The sequence below is a fragment of the Pantoea sp. PvP021 genome (assembly GCF_054056055.1).
In genome coordinates, this window is record NZ_JBSRXX010000009.1 from 85265 (window position 1) to 105429 (window position 20165).

Consider the following 20165-nt stretch of genomic DNA (forward strand, 5'->3'; position numbering starts at 1 on the left):
ACCTCAGTTAACGCTCTTCGTGGATCAGGCTGCCGGTGAGGATGCAGAACACCCCCATTAAATCGGCATGGCGAATGGTGACCGCAGTCTGCTCATTCACCTTAGGTTTAGCATGGAACGCAATGCCCAGTGCTGAGGCTTTGATCATCAGCAGGTCATTGGCACCATCGCCGATCGCCACCGTCTGTTCCGGCGCGATGTCAAAACGCTGCGCCAGCTTCTTCAGGGTATCGGCTTTGTATTGTGCATCGACAATTGGTCCCAGCACGTTGCCGGTCAGTTTGCCGTCGCGAATTTCGAGTTCATTAGCCACCACCGCCGACAGATGCAGCTTGTCGCGCAGGTATTCGGCGTAGTAGGTAAAGCCGCCAGACGCGATGGCAACCTGCCAGCCCAGCGCCTGCAGCTTCTGCGTCAGGGTGGTTAAGCCTGGCATCAGCGGCAGGGCATCACGCACCTGTTTCAGAATATTGGCGTCCGCGCCCTGCAGCGTGGCCACGCGCTGACGCAGGCTGGCGGTGAAGTCGAGTTCGCCGCGCATCGCACGTTCCGTGACTTCCGCCACCTGCTCGCCGCAGCCCGCCAGTTTTGCAATCTCATCGATGCACTCGATCTGAATCGCGGTGGAGTCCATATCCATCACCAGCAGGCCTGGCGTTTTGAGATGCGGAATTCTGCCCAGCGGCGCAACATCCAGTCCGGCGTCGTGCGCCAGCTTGCTGGCAAACGGCGTCAGCGATCCCGCCAGGCGAATCACCTGATACTCATCGACGTTCCAGGCGCTGACGATCACCATGGCGGCACCCAGCTGATGCTGGTAATCGGTCAGCCGCTGCTTATCCAGCCCGCGACCATACAGCAGCCAGCCGGTACGGCCAGCGCGATAATCCAGCGGCATCACTTCATCACCGCTAAGAGAAAGGGGCAAACCCGGCCAGAGGGAGACATCGGCGGGAAGATCGCACCAGGTTAAACGATTTGGCATCAGAGCTCCTGTAGGGACAACAAAACCACGCAAGAGGCTACCTTGTCTGCGCCGCTTCTGGCAACATAATCTCCAGGCTTTCTGTTGTGATATGACCCGGATGATTAATGGCTAAAACCGCACTAAAATTTCGCTTACATCGTACCGTGATCGTTCTCATCTCGATGGCGCTGCTGGTCGTGCTGATGCAGGGCGCATCCTGGTTCAGCCTCGGCCATCAGGCGGCGCGTTCTGAACAGGTCGAGGAGCTGGCGCATACGCTGACCAGCCAGGTGGCGTTCAGCCTTAAGCCGTTGATGGACAACAGTGAAAATAACCGGACTCAGATAGAAGCCATTCTTAATCAGATGACGGCTAACAGCCGTATTCTGGATGCATCGGTCTATGACGGCGACGGCAGCCTGGTGGCGCACAGTGGTGAAAACATCAATGTCCGCGATCGGCTGGCGCTCGACGGCCAGCGCGCGGGCAGCTATTTCAACCATCAGATTGTGCAGCCGCTGGCCGGAAACGAGGGTCCGCTGGGCTTTTTGCGCGTGACGCTGGATACCCATGTGCTGGTCACCGACTCGCATCAGGTCGATAACACCACCAATATTCTGCGTCTGATGATGCTGCTGGCGCTGGCTATCGGCATTATTCTCTCACGCACTCTGCTGCGCCACCGCCGCACCCGCTGGCAGCAGTCGCCGTTCCTGCTCACCGCCAGCACCCCGGTGAAAGAGGATCGGGATGAGGACGACGAGAAGAAAGAGTAGTGTTCCGGCGCTGCTGTAAAGATAAAACAAGAAAGGCCCGCTATGCGGTAATGCCAGTCAGTTAAGCGACAGGTGATAACGCAGTCTGGTGCCACTCAGGGGCTGGCTGTCCTCGCGCCGCTGCGCGGTTCCTTCACGTCATTCCTCTGCCTGACGGACCGGCGGGGATGGCACATCCTGTGCCGCCCCGCCTTTCGCCCGCGTCCTGCGGGCTCTCCTGGCAGACTCATTCTGTTCAGCGCTGCGGATTGCCTGCTCCTGATCGCCACCAGTCTGCTCTTAAGCTTCTGGTGCGTGCTGTTAAAAAGGGCACGAGAGTGGAGGCCTGAGCGCCTCTGCTGCTGAAAGGGCTATCCGCAGCGCTGAGGCGTGACGGCGGGCCAGAAGTCCACGCCGGGAAGCGTGGACAGTTCGGGGCCGGCCAGGGAGGGCCGATCCCCGAACGGTTCGTCGGCACGACGTCAAAGCCGAAGGCACCGCGTGAGCGGCGCGAGGACGGCCCGGCAGCAGCAGAGGTGCGCTGGCCCGCACTGCGGCTCGCCCGCCCGGAAAAAAAGCTGCCACGTTTGACCGTGACAGCCTTTTACAAATCTAACCTTAACTGACCAGCATTACCGCTGTGCGGGCCTTTTTTATGGGAAAGATGCTGATTTGCGAGGCGACTTGCGTTAGCCGATGAGCAGCGCTTCCAGCTCGCCCAGTGATTTGACCTGCCAGGTGGGCTTAATATGTTCCGGCAGCGGCCGGGTGCCATGATCGAGCCAGCAGGTTTTAATACCGGCATTCATACCGCCCAGAATGTCTGACTCTGGCGTATCACCCACCATCAGCACCCGCTCACGATCCGGGTTGCTCATCAGATTCAGTGCGTAATCAAAAATCTCTGGCGCCGGTTTTGGCTGGCCGACCTGCTCGGAGATTACCAGCGCCGAGAAGTAATCGCGGAAACCGGTGCGCTCCAGACGCGTCTGCTGCAGCGCAGTAAAACCGTTGGTGATGATGCCCATTTTCACCCGGCCATGCAGCTGGTTCATCAGGCTGACCGCGCCCGGCAGCGGCGTACAGATCTCTCCCATTGCGCTGAGGAAGCCGCTGTTGAGGATCTCCGGCGCAACGCTGAGCTTTTCGCTCCAGTGGTTGAAACGCTGAGTCTGCAGCTGTAACGCGGAGATAGCACCGTTCTGATAATCGACCCACAGCGGCTTGTTTATCGCCTGATAATCGCTGTAATCCTGGTCGGTGAACTGCACGTCATAACCGGCGAACAGGCGCTGCAAACCGGCATAGGCGTCGAAATGAAAAAGGGTATCGTCGGCATCAAACAGGATGCAATCCCAGTTATCAATCATTAAAGCTCCTTAACACCGCTACGGCGTCAGTGCCATGAGAATGGCATCTTCACGGCCGCTGGCGGTGGGATAATAGTTGGGGCGACGACTGACCTGATTGAATCCAAGCTGCTCATAGAGCGCGATGGCGGGCAGGTTCGAGGCCCGCACTTCCAGCCACAGCGTCAGCACGTCGCGTTTGATCAACTCATCGATCAAATGCTGCAACAGCTGGCGGCCCAATCCCCGGCGCTGAAAAGCGGGATCGACCGCGATGTTAAACAGCGAGGCTTCGTCCAGTACCACCTGCGTAATCGCAAAGGCGGCCATTTGGCCGTCAACGTCGAGACGTAAATTGATAAAGCGCTCGCCCTGATTGCTGGCAAACGTCTTTTCACTCCAGGGAAACGCGTGACTACGACACTCAATGGCGAAGGCCTGCGCCAGATCGTCAGGGGTGAGTAAAGAGATGGCTGTCATGGTTACACATCTGTTGCCAGAGCGCGCGTTTGGCGACGCCGCTGCTGATCAGTTCATTGAAAGAGGCGCTGGTTAATGCCACGCCATTGAAAGTCTGTTCGCTCTCTACGCCGAGCAGCCAGCCCGCGCAGTTTAGCGTCTCCGGCAGCATTTGCAGCTGATCCGGTGTCACGGTCATTACCTGAGCGGGTTGCAGATTGAGGGCATGCAGCACATCGCGCATCAGCGGTTCATGCAGGCCGGGCGGTGCGTCAGCGACAATAATTAACTGCGTGTCCGGTGCCAGCGTGACGGCAATTTCGCCCTGAAGCACGCGCGGGCGGCGCAGTTGGTACTGCGTAATTCCCATTTGCTGTAAAAGCCAGTCGCGCCTGGACGTCATGGTGTTACCTGTTCTGCTGCCTGAATGCGACGCTATGCTAGCAAACCCATCGAACATGCGCCAACAAACCACTATAATCCCCGCTCAGATCTTACAGGAGCCCTACATGTCTGCTTTTACCCCGGCCAGCGAAGTCATTCTGCGCCACAGTGATGAATTTACCGCCCGCCATGTTTTATTTGCTGGCGATCTGCAGGATGACCTGCCCGCTCAGCTGGAAACCGCCTCATCGCGCGTTCACACCCAGCAATATCATCACTGGCAAAACCTGAGCCGCCGTATGGGCGAACAGGCGCGTTACGGAATGGTTGCTCAGGCCGAAGATGTGCAGGGCTGCGATACCCTGGTCTACTTCTGGACCAAGAATAAGCCGGAAGTGCAGTTCCAGCTGCAGAACCTGCTGTCGCTGCTGCCGGTGGGCTGCGACGTGTTCGTGGTCGGTGAAAACCGCAGCGGCGTGCGCAGCGCCGAAGGCATGATGGAGTCGTGGGTGAAGCTGGAGAAGATCGACAGCGCGCGTCGCTGTGGTCTCTACCACGGTCGCCTCGACAAACAGCCTGAATTCGATGCCAGCACCTTTGGTCACCAGTATCAGCTCGATGGTCTGACGATTCATACCCTGCCTGGCGTCTTCAGCCGTGACGGTCTGGATAGCGGCAGCGCCCTGCTGCTGTCGACCTTTACCCCACACACCAAAGGTAAAGTGCTGGATATGGGCTGTGGCGCGGGCGTGATTGCCGCCTCGCTGCCTGCCCGTTCGCCTAAAGTGCGTCTGTGGCTGTGTGACGTGCATGCAGCGGCGATTGAAGCGAGTAAAGCGACGCTGGCCGCCAATGGCATCGAGGGCGAAGTCTTCGCCAGCAATGTCTTCTCTGACGTGACCGGTCGTTTCGACATGATTATCTCTAATCCGCCCTTCCATGAAGGCACTCAGACCAGCCTCGACGCCGCACAGGCGCTGATTCGTGGTGCGGTGAAGCACCTGAATACCGGCGGCGAGCTGCGTATCGTTGCCAACACCTTCCTGCCCTATCCGCAGGCGCTGGATGAAGCCTTCGGCAGTCACGAAGTCATCGCGCAAACCGGCCGCTTTAAAGTTTACCGTGCCGTCTATGGTCGCGGTGCCAAAACGCGCTAAGGGTTTTTCCTGCCGTTAACTGCTTTGCCGGGCTGAAAACGTTGCTTTTTACAGCGATCGTTTCAGCCCGACGAAATAGTTGTTGACGCAAAGAGTAAAATCTCTAGAATGCGCCTCCGTGGTTGTAACATTCTCAAGGTGTTACGGGTATGCGAAGGTGGCGGAATTGGTAGACGCGCTAGCTTCAGGTGTTAGTGTCCTAACGGACGTGAGGGTTCAAGTCCCTCTCTTCGCACCAAAATCACAAGTTTCATATCGCGAGCACTGCGCGAAGGTGGCGGAATTGGTAGACGCGCTAGCTTCAGGTGTTAGTGTCTTAACGGACGTGAGGGTTCAAGTCCCTCTCTTCGCACCATTGCGGTGATATGAACAGACAACTCGATGCGAAGGTGGCGGAATTGGTAGACGCGCTAGCTTCAGGTGTTAGTGTCTTAACGGACGTGAGGGTTCAAGTCCCTCTCTTCGCACCAACGTTGTCATCTTCAGGCCTTTCCCGCTCATCTCTTCTGTTCCCCTGTAGTTTCGTTTTACCCCCTGCTCGTTTTACCTTTTCCAGTTGTTCTGTTTTTCGGTCGCTTTACCTTTTCCAGCCGCTTCACGCCGTTCGCTGGTTTTAACCATTCCGCTTATGTTAATTCAGATGAAAATTCACAGAGACAGCCGCCAGTCCGCCCGCTAACGCCAGACAGGATGGCAGCAGCAGATAGTGACGCAGCCGCTGGTTAAACAGCATCACGACAGTCAGCAGCAGCGCAACCGTCATCACCATCCGCCACTGGCTGAAGCTCGGTTCCCATAAGGCGAACAGCGGCAGCGCAATGCACGGCAGCAACACGCCCCACGCACTATCCAGCTTTTTACCCAGTGCCCAACTGACTCCCCACAGGCCGCAGGCCGCGATAATCGCTATCCCCATGACACGAACCTCAAATGATAAGCATTCCCATTATCATATGACAGTTTTGCCTGCTCTGCAGCCTGTTTTTGTCACGCCCGGCAACGAAGATGACAGACCAGTTGGAAAATGCTAGATTGCGGCCGATAACACCTTTAATAACAGCAACAGCAATAATTTGCTCATTGTCTGGCAGAACCTGGTTTTGCCGGCGTGCGCTTTGGTATTTCAGGGTCGTCACGAGTACTTATAATGAAATTACAATCTTATGAAGAACTGAAACAGAGTAAATACCGGCTTTCAGTGATGCTTTTTCTGTTTCTGAATATCGCCGTTTCGCTATTTCATCTGCTGCCAATAATGAGCAGTGAGCAAAGTGAGACGACCCTGCCGGTAATGAGTGTCGCGGCCTTTAGCGGCATTATGTTAATTTCCCTTTTAATATGGCCTAAAGTAAAACTTCCCCTGTTAAATCCTGTGGCGCTGCTGCTTGGAATGCTCTGGGCCTGGCATATTAATTATCGCTTTCATCAGGTGTTCTATTTTGATGGTGGCTTTCTTATTATCAGTTTGATTAGCGTGTTATTTATCAGTGCCATCGCCCTGAGCGACTATCTGGGGGCTTTTTGTCTGCATGTCACGCCACCGGTGCTCACCGTTTTATTGCTCGACAATGCGCAGCACCTGCCGCTGATCCTGCTGACCATTACGCTGCCGCTGATTGGTTTTTCACTACAGCATCTGATGCGCCGCCGTGCCGACAACTTTACTCTGCGCCTGATGCATCAGCTCTACGAAGAGAAAGAGACATTCAGCGACCTCAGCATGCTCGACCCGCTGACCGGGCTTTATAACCGTCGTGGTCTTAAGAACCGGCTGGATAATATTCTGGAAAACCATGCTGGCAGCCACTACGTGCTGCTGCTGGATATCGATCACTTTAAGTCTTATAACGACAATTACGGGCATGCGATGGGCGATCAGGCGCTGGCGCGGGTCTCTGTCGCAATTCGTGATGCGGTGCGTTCACGCGATGTTGTCACCCGCTATGGCGGCGAAGAGTTTCTGGTATTGATGACCAATGTGAACAGTTCCATCGCCATGAAACTGGCAGAGCGAATCCGTCAGTACGTGCTGGATTTAGAAATCCCCCATCTTTTCAATGAAACCGTTTCAACCCACGTCACCATCAGTGCCGGCATCGCGCCTATTTACGATAATGAATTTGACCTGGCGGTCGCCAATGCTGACAGCGCATTATATGTGGCTAAAAATCAGGGCCGGAATACCATTCTCGCCTGGGAAGATTTACCCCGAAAACAGCATCACGCCGCCAGTGAACATGCATAATTAAACGTAACGCTATCGGTAATCACTGAGGCTTTGACTCGATAAGCCCGGCTCTCTGCTGCTCTGCCCGATCGGATAACTGACCTCAACCCCGCCGTTTCCCCCGCCAGCAACGACGATTTTTTACACGACTTGTAGAGTTAATCAATAACGATTATCATTTGCTTTCTTATCTACACTTTTCGCGAGTCGTCATGGCAACCGTTTCAGCTCAGGAACAGCGTTTTAACGCTCAGTCGATGATCTTCCGGCAGAATGACCGTCCACTGGCGGAAAGTCTGCATGAGCGGCTGCAACAACAGCGCAGCTATCTGCTTGAATCTACGAAGCTCAGCCAGCCTGCGCCGCGCGACACGCTGACCCTCGCCGCCTGGTCACAATCAGAAGCCTTTACCCCAATTATTCAGCGCTACAGCGATTATCTCTATCGCGATCATCCTGATGCGGTTCGTGAAGCGAAGCCGGTGCTGTCACTCTGGGCGCAATGGTATTTTGGTCTGCTGCTGCCAACACTGATCATGGCGCTGTTGCAGGAGTCGCGTGCGCTGGACTGCTCGCCAGAGCATATCCGCGTCGGTTTTCATGAGAATGGTCATCCGGCCACTTTCTGGATCGATGTGCAGGAGGATGAAGAAGCGCGCTACCTTAACCCTCAGCAGCGTATCGATCGGCTGATTCAGCAGCATCTGATCCCGGTGGTTAATGGTATTACGCAGCATGGTGATATCAACGCCCGACTCATCTGGAACAATATGGGCTACTCATTCCAGTGGTTCCTGGGTGAACTGAAAAGCCAGATCGATGAGTCGCTGGTGCTGCAACTGGAGCAGGCGCTGTTCTTCAACCAGCGGCTGCTGGATGGCAGCGAAAACCCGCTCTACCGCACCATGATCCCGCGCAACGGCGAACTGGTCCGTCGCAGCTGCTGCCAGCGTTATCGCATTCCCGATGTCGAACAATGCGGCAACTGCACCCTGAGCGGCAGCTAAACAGACTTAATTACGCTGAATTCTCCGTTTATCTCGTTTACAGGCACTGAGGCTTGTGGCAATTTTTACGCCTTCGATCAGCCTGGAGAGAAAGATGAGCCTGGAGTCCGTGCGCCAGTTCTTCGCCGAACACGCCCCTGAAATTGAAATTATTGAACTGGCCGAAAGTACTGCGACGGTCGGGATGGCTGCCCGCGCCCATGGCGTGACGCCAGGTGAGATTGCCAAAACCCTGTCACTGAAAGTGAAAAACGACGTGGTGCTGATTGTGACACGAGGCGATGCCCGGCTGGATAATCGCAAGCTGAAAGCGGCGCTGGGGGCGAAAGCGCGAATGCTGAGCGTGGACGAGGTGATTAACTGGACCGGCCATCCGGTGGGCGGCGTCTGTCCTTTCGGTCTTGAGAATCCGCTGACCGTTTACTGTGATGTTTCACTGCGCAGTTTCGAGGAAGTCCTGCCCGCCGCCGGCGCTATCCACAGCGCCGTTCGCATTACCCCACAGCTGATGGCTGAACTGACTAACGCCCGCTGGGTCGATGTGTGCGAAGCAATGTAATGCCGGGTATCAGCTCACACAAGCCCTGCACCTTCTGCCCGCGTCCTGATGCGGCTGACAAACTGACGGATACCGTCAGCGTTTGATGGCAACAGCGATCTTCTGGAAACCGATCCGCTGCCGCCAGCACGCGGGCGAGTTAATCGCCCACGACATCAGGATTTCAGGCGCTTAAATGCCTGTTCAATAATCGATAACAGCAGCGTGTTATCGACACGATGCAGCACATGCACCGATGCGCCGCACTGCTCAGGCACGCCGACAGTGAGCCGAAGGGGCTGACGATAACGCCAGCTTTTGCCGCGCGTCGCACCGGGACGCAGTTCAATATCCACCCGGTAATCGATGCCTGACGCAACCCGCTGATTCAGCAACCAGGCGACCACCAGCGCATCGTGGATCCAGCATCCCGCCAGCTGCCGGGTCGCCATCGAATAGTCGATCCAGGGACGCAGCGTATCGCGCACAAATTCGGTCAGCGGATGATCGACGGCGGTCAGGCGGGTCAAATCCTGCTGGGTCAGCAGCGTCTGCGTGGTGACATCCATCGGAACCAGCGTTACTGCTGCACCACTGTGCAACACCTGATGGGCCGCTTCCGGATCCAGTCCAAAATTGGTGTCTTTGATATAATCATCCAGCGTAAACACGCCGCCCATGATGACAATTTCCGCCACAGAATCGGCCATGGCGGGATAGCGCTGCATTGCCAGCGCCACATTCGTCAGCGGGCCAATCGCCACCAGGGTAATCTCGCCCGGATTGTCGCAAATCAGTTTGCCGATAGCGTCAGCAGCATCAAACGCATCCGCCGCGATATCCGCTGGCTGGCGCACGCCCTGCCACATCTTACCCAGCGCAAGCTGATTGACCCGGTTATCCAGCGTCTCGCGCCACGGCGCAGGATCTTCCTGTAGCGCCTGCGTAGCACCCTGGATTACCGGGATAGATAATCCCAGCCGGACGATCAGATCTTTGGCGACGCGCGCGCCAACTTCACATGGCGTGTTACCGGCCACGGTGGTGATCAATTCCAGCGACAGTGCAGGTGAAGCTAAGGCCAGCGCAATCGCCAGCCCATCATCGGTGTTGGCACCCGCGATACCGTTGCCGGGATCGCAGTCAATAATAATTCTTTTCATATTTTTATAGGCTAACTCTGGCTTTGCGGCTCACAGCCGCAGGATTCACCGATTTCAAGGTAGTGTGGAAACTCCTTTAATTGCGCTTCGCTCTGTCCCTCTTTCAGCATATGAATCGCAGAGCGAGCCATCTCACGCAGTGGCTGGCGCACGGTCGTTAATGTCGGGACGTGAAACGACGAGTGATTGGTACCGTTAAAACAGACCAGCGCCACATCCTGCGGCACACGAATCTGATGTTCGGAAAAGGCGCGAAGCGCGCCAATCGCCTGACCTTCGTTGCTGGTAAACAGTGCACGAGGCACACGACCCCGGGCGATCATAGTTTGTGCCGCAGCGTATCCGCCCTGTGGGGTGTAGCTGGCGGGAAACATCAGCGATTCATCAATCGGCAGCCCGCGATCCTGCATGGCATCACGCCAGCCCTGAATACGATCCTGCGCGTTAAGCATATCGACCGGGCCGCTGATTATGCCGACCTGCTGATAACCATGACTCAAGAGATGTGCCGTCACCTGCCAGGCGGCCTGACGCTCATTGACCCGCAGCATGTTAACGCCCGGCTGAGGCTCAACCCGCTCCAGCATGACCAGTGGCGTACCGCTGGCTTTAATCAGGTCAATGTAAGGATGGCGATCGACGCTGTTGTAAAAGAGTCCATCGACCTGCCGATTAAGCAGTCCCTGAATTAACTCCAGTTCGCGCTTCCGGTCATCACCTGCATCACCCAGCAGCATAACGTGGCCGTGATTCATCGACTCCTGCAACAACACGTGCGCCATTGAGGCCACAAAAGGATTGCCGATGTTGGGCACCACCAATCCGAAGGTTTTGGTGTTACCGGATGCCAGTGCGCGTGCTGCCGCATTTGGCCGGTAACCGGTGGCTTTAATCGCCTCCAGTACCCGCTGACGGGTCGCCTCGGCAACCGGGCGAGGCCCGTTATTGATGACATAACTGACAACTGCCACTGAGGTGCCTGCCGCTTTCGCAACTTCACTGCGGGTCACTTTTCCCGTTAACGACTTAGGCACATCACGTTCCTCCATAAAAAAACAGGCCGCTTTACACGGCCTGCTGCTTTTCGCGCTATCCTGGCAGATGGCATCCTCAGGCAAAGCTAGATGGCATCTTCAGGCAGATTGAGATCCCGCCCTCGCGTTTCAGGCGCGACAAAGGTGGTAAAGAACCCAATTGCGGCCATCGCCGAGAAATAAACCGCAATCGGCCACCAGTGACCGGTATAAGAAAGCATAGCAGCGGCAATAAGTGGTGCGGTTCCGCCGGACAAAATGGAACCCAGTTCTTTAGCCACTGCCATTTTGGTGTAGCGATGATGAACGCCGAACATCTCCACGCCCCATGCCGCCTGCACACCAAAAATACCCAGCGACGCCAGCGCCATACCGACCACGATAACCGGGATCACCAGCATCGGTTCACGCGTGTCGAGCAGCGTAAAGGCGGGCCAGGCGTAGAACATCAGTAACAGACAGAACACGCGATAAACCACCCGGCGACCAAAGCGGTCAGAAAGCCAGCCCGCTAAAGGAATGATCAGGAAACCCAGCAACGACGCGAGGAACACCGCAGTGGTTGGTACGGACTTGTCGACCATCAGCACCTTTGCGACGTAACCGACGATGAAGCCCTGCGCCAGATAGGAGGGGCCATTTTCGCCGATACGCAGGCCAACCATGGTCCAGAAGGCACGGGTACGCTGGAAGAAAGGCCGCTGATCCACCACCGGAGCGGCCAGCACGCCTGCACGTTCCGCTTCCATCTCCGCTTTTCTGCGCTCAAACACCGGCGTTTCGCGCAGATGACGTCGAATCCACAAGGCAACCAGCGCAATCAGTGCACTGCTGAGGAACGGAATACGCCAGCCCCACTCCAGCAGGCTCTGCTGATCCATTTGTACCACCAGCAACCAGACCAGCGAAGCCAGCAGTGTGCCGCTGTTAGAACCCAGCGCGATCACGGAGGAGATCAGTCCGCGACGCTCTGTGGGCGCATATTCGCCCAGCATCACCGTGCCGCCCGATAACTCCGCGCCAGCACCGAAACCCTGCGTAAAGCGCAGCAGAACCAGACAGGCAGGCGCCCAGACGCCAATAGAGGCATAGCTCGGGATTAAGCCGATCAACGTCGTGGAAGCGCCCATCAGAATGATGGTGGAGATCATCACCACCTTTCGGCCTTTGCGGTCACCGAGCCAGCCGAAAAAGAGTGCGCCGATAGGCCGGGCAACAAAGCCGACTGACCAGGTAGCAAAGCTGGAGAGCAGTGCCATGGCAGGGGTTGATTCCGGAAAGAAGACGTCGCCGAAGATAATACCGGCCGCCAGGCCATAGAGCGCGAAATCCGCGTACTCCATTGCCGTTCCGAGCCAGCATGAGAAAGTGGCGCGCCAGAAATCTTTGCGGCCTGAAGGGGTGTTAAACCGCTCATCGGCGGCTGAAGTGGATGACAGTGATGCCTGCTGATTAACGGAGTTGTGTGCCGTCATAACCCTATCCCTGAATGAGTATGCAGATCGATAAACGCCCGTCCATGGGTCGATTCCCTGATAAAAGCGGAAATTCCCCGGTGACGACGTTCAGTTGACTAACCATGATGAAAGGTTAAAGGATTCCCTGGTGTTGGAATCTTGTTCTTCGCCCCATTTCGCCGGTGTATTTTTCACCGGTCGCTTAAACTGAGCGAATGTAACTTAACAATCGATGGGCCTACTGTGCATCGGGCACCGTGAGCAATCACTGGGGACCTAGTGTATCTACGCGCGTAGATAAATCAATAGATCCTGATGAAAATTATTAGTAAAACTTCACTATCACATCCCGTCATCACGCATTTTTAGCGCAAATTCAGCCAGTTACCCGCAACACATCGCCTGAAAAAAATCACCATCGACTATAAGTTACCATTTTCTCTTATGATTAAGCGTTATAAGACTGACTAAAATCCTTTCATCGGGCTCTGTTGTCGCACACGCCTGTGACCGTGAGATGACACGGGTATTTATTCTGAAAAATCGCTGTAAGCGCAGACAATACGTTACTCTGACAAAAAGTCCGGGCAGAGGTGTTATGACCATTATTCTGATGCGACATGGTAAACCCGATCATCAGGCGGCAGGTCGCCAGAGCGTGCAGGCGCTGGCAGACTGGTGCGAAGCCTACGATCAGTCACAGGTCAGTGACGGGCCGCCGCCGCGCAGTATTAAGATTGCACGTCAGGCCGCGGTGATTGTCTGTAGTCCCCTGCCTCGCGCACAATCCTCCCTGAGCCAGCTCGGTCTGCAGCCCCATGAGGTTGATGCCGTGTTCAGCGAAGTCGCCGTGCCACTGCTGCGAACCGGCGCGGTGCAGCTGCCTACCCTGTGCTGGCTGGCCCTGTTGCGGCTATTGTGGTTCTGCGGGTATGCGGGTGAAGCGGAGTCGCTGCAACATGCGCGCAGCCGCGCCTCCGCGGCGGCAGAGAAGCTGATCGATCACTCACGGCATGGCACGGTGCTGCTGCTGGGCCACGGCATCATGAATAAGATGATTGCGCGCGAATTACGTAAACGCGGCTGGCAGGCGGAGAAGCACGCCAGCAGCCGCCACTGGAGTTCCGCGATCTATCATCGTCCGTTTATCTGACCGATTGGAAAATAGCCCAGCACCTCACAGCCCGTTCCGACACGCGGCGTGGCAATTACTTTACGCTGCGCCAGATCGATGACGCTCAGCGTGCCATCATCCTGATTGGCAATCAGCAGCTGTTGCCTGTCTGGCGTAAAACAGCCATCCATCGGCATGTTACCTACCCGGATGTCGCCCAGCGGATTCAGCAGATCGTCAAACAGCGTCACCAGCGGTTCCTGATCGCCTATCGCCACCAGCTGCTCGCCATCGGCGCTGAAGCGTACTACCTGACAGGGCCGTTCATGACCCGGCAGCGTCAGGCGCTGGCGAATGCGGTGGCTTTGCCGATCGATCACATAGAGCAACGGTGCATCAGCGGCGCTGGCGACCAGATAGGGGTGTTTCGGAGAGGCAGCGATGCCCGCAATCGGCCCGGGCAGCAGGATGGTGTCGATAACTCGCCCCTCTGCTTCACAGAGATCCACCACGGTGATGGTCGCATCCTCTTCGTTATCGGTGAACAGCTTGCGGCCGCTGGGTGACAGCGTCAGGCGATGCGCGTTGTGAGAAGGAACTGGAATGATTTTTTCCACTTTGTCGCTCTGCGGATCGATCACCGCCACTGCGGCACTCTGCTCACAGCAGAGATAGACTTTGCCATCGCGACCCAGCTGCCCGCTGTGGGGTGCCCGCAGCGGCGACAGATCGATAAAGCCGCTGATCTCCCGACGCTGTAAATCAATAATCGCCACTTTGTGACCCGGATGCGGGTTATTACCATGAACGCCGTCGCCAAAAATGGGTACATAGGCTTTACCCCAGGGGGCCAGCATCAGGAGTTCATGCGGCCGCGGTGGAAAAGCGTTCAGTTCCCGCTCGACCGCGAAGGTTTCCGGATTAAGAAACAGGACGCGATTACCCTGCTTATCAACCGCCAGTAACCCGTAAGATTCACTCTGCATGCGCGCTCCTTTCTCAGTAAGTTCTTCTTAAGCGTAGACAATCCTCTTCAGGCTGTCTGATTCCGCGGATTGATGAGCCGGGCTTACACCACCAGTTAAGTACAATAGCCACTGTTCCTGTGGCCCGGGCCGCAGGATAACGCGCAGGTTAAGAATAATATTCAGATATTCCTTAACTGCGTTTATTCCCGCATTTAAATAAATGATTAACAGTGACGAAATTATTATTTTCATAACGTGACCGGATTATTTCCGTATTATCCTAAAGTCAAAAAAAGACATAGCTAATGTGTAAATAATGTTTTATTAAAAAGGTGCAGTGCAATTAAACAGCCGTGAGGAAACTATCGCGCGCTCCAGCACTGCGTCGCCACCAGGGAAAACTATTCATTAATTCCCGCACTCATCGGGATTGCAGTCAGTATGTCATTCCGGCCGTTCCCGCCGCTGGCGGAACGGGCAGAGCCTGCACTATGACGGGAAAATAAAAATAACAGGTGTACCATGACTTCACATCGCCAACGTCCAGCGCATAAAATCTGGCGTAACTGGAAAAGAATATCGTTCAGTAGCCAGATGTTATGGAATAGAAAACAGCAGAGACTCTGTCAGGCACCGGAATATGATCCGGGTCAGGAAGATAATGTCGTATTGATCGCACAGCAGAAAGATCTGCCGGAGATTCCAAAAATCGTCTGGATGGTCTGGCATAACGATCACCTGCCTGCCTCAATGGCGCTGAATATCAGTAAAATCCGGCGGGACAACCCCGACCACCAGGTTTATCTGATTACGCAGCGCACCCTGTCGCAGTGGCTGCCCGATCTCAACTTTATCTCTTCCGATCTGACGCTGGCACATAAAAGTGAAATCATCCGGCTTGAGCTGATTCACCGTTATGGCGGCATCGGCATTGATTGCAGCACATTGCTGTTTGAGAATCTCGCCTGGGTGCATCGCGTTCACGAAGCGCGGTCAATGGATCTCATTGGTTACTATGGTGAGCAATCGACGCTGAACCTGCTGGCGCCGGTCACCGAGAGCTGGTTTCTTGCTGCCGCCCCGCAAAATCCGTTTATCCGCGAATGGCTGAAACAGCTGGCGCCGGTTAAAAACGTCGGTATCCGCAACTATTTCCATGAGCTGAAGAAGCGTGATGATTTTCCGCTGATTGTGCAGAATATGGAGAATCCGTCTCGTCAGCTCCTGTCGCTGGCGCAGCAGGTTGCGATGCGGGAATACCGGCGGGCGAATCTCTATCTGCGTAAAAGTGAAGCCAGCGCCTGGTTCTATCAGCGCCTGCATGCCGACAGCAGCAGCGCCTTTGCGCAGTCTGTGATGTTTCAGCAGCGGCCACAGACGCCGCCACCCATTATAAAATTAACCGGCAACGAGCGGCTGCATCTCGACTTCAATCTGCGGCTTGGTTTATATAACCGCAGCAGCCTGATTGGCGAGATGATGCACACCACGCCACCTGCGCTGGCATTGCCTTCAACGGTCAAAGCGCGCGCGTAGCCAGTGTGTAAACGTGGTGACCGCGCGGGGCACCTGCGCCGCCCAGGGTCGTACGATCCACAGGCGGGCGGCAAAGGCCTCAACCGGCTGCCACGCAGGCAGCACCTGCTGCAATGACCCTGCTGCCAGCGCCTCCCGGGCGCTGAAATCGGGCAGCATAGCGATCCCTAATCCCTGCAGGGCCGCATCGCGTATCGACTCGCTGTTGTTAGTGGCAAAGCTGCCCTGGATCCGTATCTGGACCTGTTCGTTATCCGCGGTGGTGGTAAACCGCCAGCGCGGTGATTCGACGCCTCGTGGATAGTAAAGGCAGTTATGCTGCGCCAGATCCTGCGGCGACTGCGGTATCCCCTGTTCGTTGAGATAGGCGGGTGATGCCACCAGTAATGTCCGTGTGTCACACAGCGGCAGTGCCACGTGGGTTTCCGGCAGGGTGTCGCTGTGTCGAATGGCCAGATCAAATCCCTCGCTGCTCAGCGACACAATGCGGTCAGTCACATCCAGCTGCAGACGCACCTGCGGATAATCACGCAGAAACTCACCGATAATCGGCACCAGTTGCTGACGGGCAAACGCCACCGGTGCGGTAATGCGCACCAGGCCACGCACCGGTCCGGCGGTGTCCCGCATGCTGAAAAAACTCTGTTCAATGCGGGCAAAAGGCTCGCGTAGCTCCTCCACCAGCTTCTCACCGGCAGAGGTCAGCCGCACGCTGCGCGTAGTGCGTTGTACCAGCAACACACCGGCCATCTCCTCCAGCTCTTTGATTTTCTGACTCATCGCCGCCTTGCTGACGTCGAGCCGCTCTGCCGCGCGGGTAAAGCTGCCCTGCTCTGCCAGTACGGTCAGCCAGTGCAGATGATCCCACAGCGTATCCGTTTTCATCTCTTTCATCGGGATTGTTCACTATAGTGAATAATCATTTCAGGCTACGCGCTTTTTCCCGCCGGATAAAGGGGTCACCATAGGGTTCTTAATCACCGGGAGGAATCCGCTATGCCACTGCTGCAATTTGATGTTATCCAGGGTCGTTCAGAATCAGAGCTTCGTACACTGCTGGATGCGGCACACCGCGCCGTGCTCACGGCCTTTAAGGTGCCGGAACGCGATCGCTACCAGATTGTTCAGGAAAACAAGCGCTATCAGATGGTGTTCCAGGATACCGGACTGGGATTCAGCCGGAGCGATAATCTGGTGATGGTGCGGGTCTATACCAGCCCACGCAGCAGTGAACAGAAACAGCTGTTCATGGCCGAGCTGGCGCGTGAGCTGCGTGAGCATTGTGGTGTGCAGGGCAACGATTTAATGATCAGCTTTATCACCAATGACAAAGGTGACTGGAGTTTTGCCGACGGCGAAGCACAATATCTCACCGGCAAACTCTGAAAATCGCCCTGACTTCTGCTCTGCTGACGGTGCGCGCCAGCCACCGTCACGCCTGATAACCTCACTTCTGAAATGACAATAAACCAATCTGCTCTTCACCGCACAAATCGGGCCGGATATGTTGCAGCCGGATTACAGTCAATATAGATTGTCGAAAAACCATCCCCCGAAGGTGGCCGGTTGCGTGAAGCCTCGCGTAGCCCTGAAGAGAGGATTTGCCGTTGTCCGAATTGGTGTCCGTCGCGTTGTTTCTGGCCGCTATTGCAATCTATTCCTGTAAAGCCGGGCGTAACAAATTCTGGTTTATTGTCGTTCTTATCCTGCTGGTGCTTTTCGTTGTGCTGAACGCCACCCTCTATGCCAGCAACTATTTTACCGGTGACGGCATCAACGATGCGGTGCTCTATACGCTGACCAACAGTCTGACCGGCGCGGGTGTCAGTAAATATGTGGTGCCGGCGATTGGCCTGATCATCGTACTGTTTCTGCTGTTCTGCCTGCTGTCGTGGATTCTGCGGCGGCGTAAGCGTCCGCATCACATGGGCTGGTCGCTGCTGGCCGCCGCCTGTGCACTCGGCTCGGTGCAGACTACCCCGGCCTTTCGCCAGGTCGCGACCCTGATTGTGTCGCATACCCAACTGGCAGATTCTGACTTCGACAACTTCTATAAAGTGCCGCGTAATCGCATTGAACAGCCGCACCTCAACGTGGTTTACATCTATGGTGAAAGCCTAGAGCGCACCTATTTTGACCCTATCGCCTTTCCCGGCTTAGCGCCGGAGCTGAGCCGGCAGAAAGAGCAGAGCATCGACTTCAGCGAAACCGAACAGCTGCCAGGTACCGATTACACCATTGCGGGCATGGTCGCCTCACAGTGTGGCATTCCGCTGTTTGCCCCGTTTGATGGCAATGCGTCAGCATCGCTCTCCAGCTTCTATCCTCAGAACGTCTGTCTGGGCGACATCCTGAAGAACTCCGGCTACGAGAACTGGTTTATTCAGGGTGCCGATCTGCGTTTCGCCGGGAAAGATGTCTTCCTGAAATCACACGGTTTTGATCCCGCTAACCTTTATGGTTCGCAGGAGCTGAAAAGCCGCGTCGCCGATCCCACCTACCGTAATAACTGGGGTTATTACGACGATACGGTAATGGATGAGGTGTTTGAGAAGTATCAGGAACTCTCTCAGGCCGGTAAACCTTTTGCGTTGTTTACGCTGACCGTCGACACCCATCATCCTGACGGATTTATCTCACGCAGCTGCGCTCGCAGGAGCTACAGCATTGAGGGCAAACCGAATCAGTCATTCAGTGCGGTCGCCTGCTCGCAGGAGCATGTGGCGCGCCTGATTGCGCGCATTAAAGCGTCGCCGTGGTTCAAAAACACCGTGATTGTGGTGAGCTCGGACCATCTGGCGATGAACAACACTGCGCATCCGTGGCTGGTCAAACAGCCCCGTCGCAATCTTTTCATGGTGATCCGTGGTGACAAGCCGCAGGCGGAATTGATGGAGGCGAAGCGCAGCACGCTGGATAACGGCGCCACGCTGCTCGATATTCTCGGCGGCGATAACGCGATTGGCCTGGGCCGCAGCAGCCTCTCATCGCTTTCACTCTCCACCCAGTTCGACGATATGAAGAGTAAGGTGACGAGCTGGAAGCCCGACATTATCCAGCTGTGGAACTTCCCGAAGAAGATAGACAACTTCACGGTGGATCAGGCGAAGAATATCTTCAGCTTCTCGGGGACCACCTTCAAATTGCCGATTCTGTTCCGCATCAGTGATAAGCATGTCGAGCCGATGCCGGAGGGGGAATATTCGGCACCGCTGCGCTATCAGCTGGCGGATTTCGCCTCAGCCGATAAATTCCTCTGGGTGGATCGCTGTTTTAAAATGGCGCGACTCTGGCAGCCTTCGCTGGCACTCTCCGGCGATCTCTGTGTGGCGATGGGACAGCTCGGCGGCACGCCGACGGTGACGCATGTCGACAAACCGCAGTGGAAAGGCAAAGTCCGTTTCCCGGAGGGCGCTATCAGCGATGCGCGTTACCAGCAGAACCTTGCGCAGATCCGTATTGAAGATAACAACATTCGCTACAGCGCCGATAGCTTCCGGCTTGATGTGCCTGGTGCGCCGGAGAGTGTTAAAAGCTTCAGCGGCATCTCACGGCCAGAGAGCTGGGGACGCTGGTCTAACGCTAATCTCGCGCCCGAGGTTCATATCGACTATATCGATGCGCTGCCCGCGAAGTTCGATCTGGTGATCACCGCGCGCGCGTATGGCCCCAACGCGCACCGGGCGATTCCGGTTCGGGTCGGCGATCAGCAGCAACTGCTGTCGCTGAGTGAAGAGATATCGACACATACCCTGCATTTTGTTAACCCAGGCGCCAGCCATCGTCTGGTGATTGCACCACCTGAACCGCAGCTGAGTAACACCGGCAATATCACCGGTCAGGATCCGCGCAAACTGGGCATCGGCATGGTTGAAATTAAAATCGTGCCACAGCCCTGACGCCCGCTTTTTCTCTTTCCGACTCTGCGGATTTCCGCAGAGTCGCCTCATCCTGCCATCAGCTAAATGTTGCGAGACAGCCCGCACTCTGCTGCACGTTACTTGTTGTACTAATTGATATTTTTCGGCGAGACGCGCAAAATATAACCGG

General features: G+C 55.8%; 19 protein-coding genes and 3 tRNA genes. 12 read left to right on the plus strand and 10 right to left on the minus strand.

Annotated features, from left to right (window positions below; genetic code table 11):
* Nucleotides 1–7: 7 nt before the first annotated feature.
* Nucleotides 8–985: a phosphoserine phosphatase gene (serB, locus tag ACVKSX_RS19465; protein WP_010253608.1), complete on the minus strand. Its 978-nt coding sequence runs from the start codon at nucleotides 983–985 to the stop codon at nucleotides 8–10.
* Between the two features lie 107 nt (nucleotides 986–1092).
* Between serB and ACVKSX_RS19470 the strand changes: the two genes are divergently transcribed.
* The gene (locus tag ACVKSX_RS19470; protein WP_010253606.1) at nucleotides 1093–1743 is read left to right on the plus strand and encodes a YtjB family periplasmic protein; all 651 of its coding nucleotides are present in this window, start codon (nucleotides 1093–1095) and stop codon (nucleotides 1741–1743) included.
* 668 nt (nucleotides 1744–2411) lie between these two features.
* On the opposite strand, the gene yjjG is transcribed toward ACVKSX_RS19470, so the two are convergent.
* From yjjG to ACVKSX_RS19485, 3 genes are read right to left on the minus strand one after another with little or no spacing between them, the layout of a single operon-like run.
* Nucleotides 2412–3092 carry a pyrimidine 5'-nucleotidase gene (yjjG, locus tag ACVKSX_RS19475; RefSeq protein WP_010253605.1) on the minus strand — a complete coding sequence of 227 codons (681 nt, stop codon included), beginning with the start codon at nucleotides 3090–3092 and terminating at the stop codon, nucleotides 2412–2414.
* An 18-nt stretch (nucleotides 3093–3110) separates the two neighbouring features.
* A complete protein-coding gene (gene rimI, locus ACVKSX_RS19480) occupies nucleotides 3111–3551 on the minus strand; it encodes a ribosomal protein S18-alanine N-acetyltransferase (protein WP_010671713.1) in 441 nt (146 codons plus the stop codon).
* Nucleotides 3523–3933, minus strand: a complete 411-nt coding sequence (locus tag ACVKSX_RS19485) for a DNA polymerase III subunit psi (RefSeq protein WP_022625367.1) — start codon at nucleotides 3931–3933, stop codon at nucleotides 3523–3525. The genes rimI and ACVKSX_RS19485 overlap by 29 nt, the downstream gene beginning before the upstream one ends.
* Before the next feature lie 106 nt (nucleotides 3934–4039).
* Here ACVKSX_RS19485 and rsmC point away from each other — a divergent pair, with 106 nt between their 5' ends.
* The 4 genes from rsmC to ACVKSX_RS19505 all read left to right on the plus strand — a co-directional run bounded on the left by rsmC (nucleotide 4040) and on the right by ACVKSX_RS19505 (nucleotide 5541).
* Nucleotides 4040–5071 (plus strand): 16S rRNA (guanine(1207)-N(2))-methyltransferase RsmC, encoded by a 1032-nt coding sequence (gene rsmC, locus ACVKSX_RS19490; protein ID WP_010253598.1) that lies wholly within the window; start codon nucleotides 4040–4042, stop codon nucleotides 5069–5071.
* 151 nt (nucleotides 5072–5222) lie between these two features.
* Nucleotides 5223–5309: transfer RNA gene (locus tag ACVKSX_RS19495), tRNA-Leu, on the plus strand.
* Between the two features lie 30 nt (nucleotides 5310–5339).
* A tRNA-Leu gene (locus tag ACVKSX_RS19500) sits at nucleotides 5340–5426 on the plus strand.
* Between the two features lie 28 nt (nucleotides 5427–5454).
* A tRNA-Leu gene (locus ACVKSX_RS19505) sits at nucleotides 5455–5541 on the plus strand.
* A 161-nt stretch (nucleotides 5542–5702) separates the two neighbouring features.
* Here the strand turns inward: ACVKSX_RS19505 and ACVKSX_RS19510 are convergent.
* Nucleotides 5703–5987, minus strand: coding sequence for a DUF1435 domain-containing protein (locus ACVKSX_RS19510; RefSeq protein WP_010251467.1), 285 nt, complete (start codon nucleotides 5985–5987; stop codon nucleotides 5703–5705).
* Between the two features lie 231 nt (nucleotides 5988–6218).
* On the opposite strand from ACVKSX_RS19510, the gene ACVKSX_RS19515 reads away from it, so the two are divergent.
* The 3 genes from ACVKSX_RS19515 (at nucleotide 6219) to ACVKSX_RS19525 (ending at nucleotide 8864) form a co-directional block, all read left to right on the plus strand.
* The gene (locus ACVKSX_RS19515) at nucleotides 6219–7316 is read left to right on the plus strand and encodes a GGDEF domain-containing protein (protein ID WP_010671715.1); all 1098 of its coding nucleotides are present in this window, start codon (nucleotides 6219–6221) and stop codon (nucleotides 7314–7316) included.
* Nucleotides 7317–7510: 194 nt separating this feature from the next.
* Nucleotides 7511–8305, plus strand: a complete 795-nt coding sequence (gene fhuF, locus ACVKSX_RS19520; RefSeq protein WP_010251473.1) for a siderophore-iron reductase FhuF — start codon at nucleotides 7511–7513, stop codon at nucleotides 8303–8305.
* A 94-nt stretch (nucleotides 8306–8399) separates the two neighbouring features.
* The gene (locus ACVKSX_RS19525; protein ID WP_010671716.1) at nucleotides 8400–8864 is read left to right on the plus strand and encodes a YbaK/EbsC family protein; all 465 of its coding nucleotides are present in this window, start codon (nucleotides 8400–8402) and stop codon (nucleotides 8862–8864) included.
* Between the two features lie 155 nt (nucleotides 8865–9019).
* On the opposite strand, the gene ACVKSX_RS19530 is transcribed toward ACVKSX_RS19525, so the two are convergent.
* The 3 genes from ACVKSX_RS19530 to ACVKSX_RS19540 all read right to left on the minus strand — a co-directional run bounded on the left by ACVKSX_RS19530 (nucleotide 9020) and on the right by ACVKSX_RS19540 (nucleotide 12515).
* Nucleotides 9020–10006, minus strand: coding sequence for a nucleoside hydrolase (locus ACVKSX_RS19530; RefSeq protein ID WP_062759657.1), 987 nt, complete (start codon nucleotides 10004–10006; stop codon nucleotides 9020–9022).
* Between the two features lie 11 nt (nucleotides 10007–10017).
* Nucleotides 10018–11040 carry a LacI family DNA-binding transcriptional regulator gene (locus ACVKSX_RS19535; protein WP_029519642.1) on the minus strand — a complete coding sequence of 341 codons (1023 nt, stop codon included), beginning with the start codon at nucleotides 11038–11040 and terminating at the stop codon, nucleotides 10018–10020.
* A gap of 86 nt (nucleotides 11041–11126) precedes the next feature.
* Entirely contained in the window at nucleotides 11127–12515 is a 1389-nt protein-coding gene (locus tag ACVKSX_RS19540) for an MFS transporter (protein WP_010251485.1), read from the minus strand.
* A 580-nt stretch (nucleotides 12516–13095) separates the two neighbouring features.
* On the opposite strand from ACVKSX_RS19540, the gene ACVKSX_RS19545 reads away from it, so the two are divergent.
* Nucleotides 13096–13650, plus strand: a complete 555-nt coding sequence (locus ACVKSX_RS19545; protein WP_192034206.1) for a histidine phosphatase family protein — start codon at nucleotides 13096–13098, stop codon at nucleotides 13648–13650.
* On the opposite strand, the gene ACVKSX_RS19550 is transcribed toward ACVKSX_RS19545, so the two are convergent.
* On the minus strand, nucleotides 13632–14597 hold the full coding sequence (locus ACVKSX_RS19550) for a beta-propeller fold lactonase family protein (RefSeq protein WP_033759801.1): 966 nt from the start codon (nucleotides 14595–14597) through the stop codon (nucleotides 13632–13634). The genes ACVKSX_RS19545 and ACVKSX_RS19550 overlap by 19 nt on opposite strands.
* A 504-nt stretch (nucleotides 14598–15101) precedes the next feature.
* Between ACVKSX_RS19550 and ACVKSX_RS19555 the strand changes: the two genes are divergently transcribed.
* Nucleotides 15102–16115, plus strand: coding sequence for a glycosyltransferase family 32 protein (locus ACVKSX_RS19555; protein ID WP_122889254.1), 1014 nt, complete (start codon nucleotides 15102–15104; stop codon nucleotides 16113–16115).
* Here the strand turns inward: ACVKSX_RS19555 and ACVKSX_RS19560 are convergent.
* Nucleotides 16092–17009: a LysR family transcriptional regulator gene (locus tag ACVKSX_RS19560; RefSeq protein ID WP_354439000.1), complete on the minus strand. Its 918-nt coding sequence runs from the start codon at nucleotides 17007–17009 to the stop codon at nucleotides 16092–16094. The two genes, ACVKSX_RS19555 and ACVKSX_RS19560, sit on opposite strands and share 24 nt — an antisense overlap.
* 102 nt (nucleotides 17010–17111) lie before the next feature.
* Here ACVKSX_RS19560 and ACVKSX_RS19565 point away from each other — a divergent pair, with 102 nt between their 5' ends.
* Nucleotides 17112–17501 (plus strand): tautomerase family protein, encoded by a 390-nt coding sequence (locus tag ACVKSX_RS19565; protein WP_010251498.1) that lies wholly within the window; start codon nucleotides 17112–17114, stop codon nucleotides 17499–17501.
* Nucleotides 17502–17722: 221 nt separating this feature from the next.
* The gene (gene opgB / locus ACVKSX_RS19570) at nucleotides 17723–20014 is read left to right on the plus strand and encodes a phosphatidylglycerol--membrane-oligosaccharide glycerophosphotransferase (RefSeq protein ID WP_346437537.1); all 2292 of its coding nucleotides are present in this window, start codon (nucleotides 17723–17725) and stop codon (nucleotides 20012–20014) included.
* Nucleotides 20015–20165 lie beyond the last annotated feature (151 nt).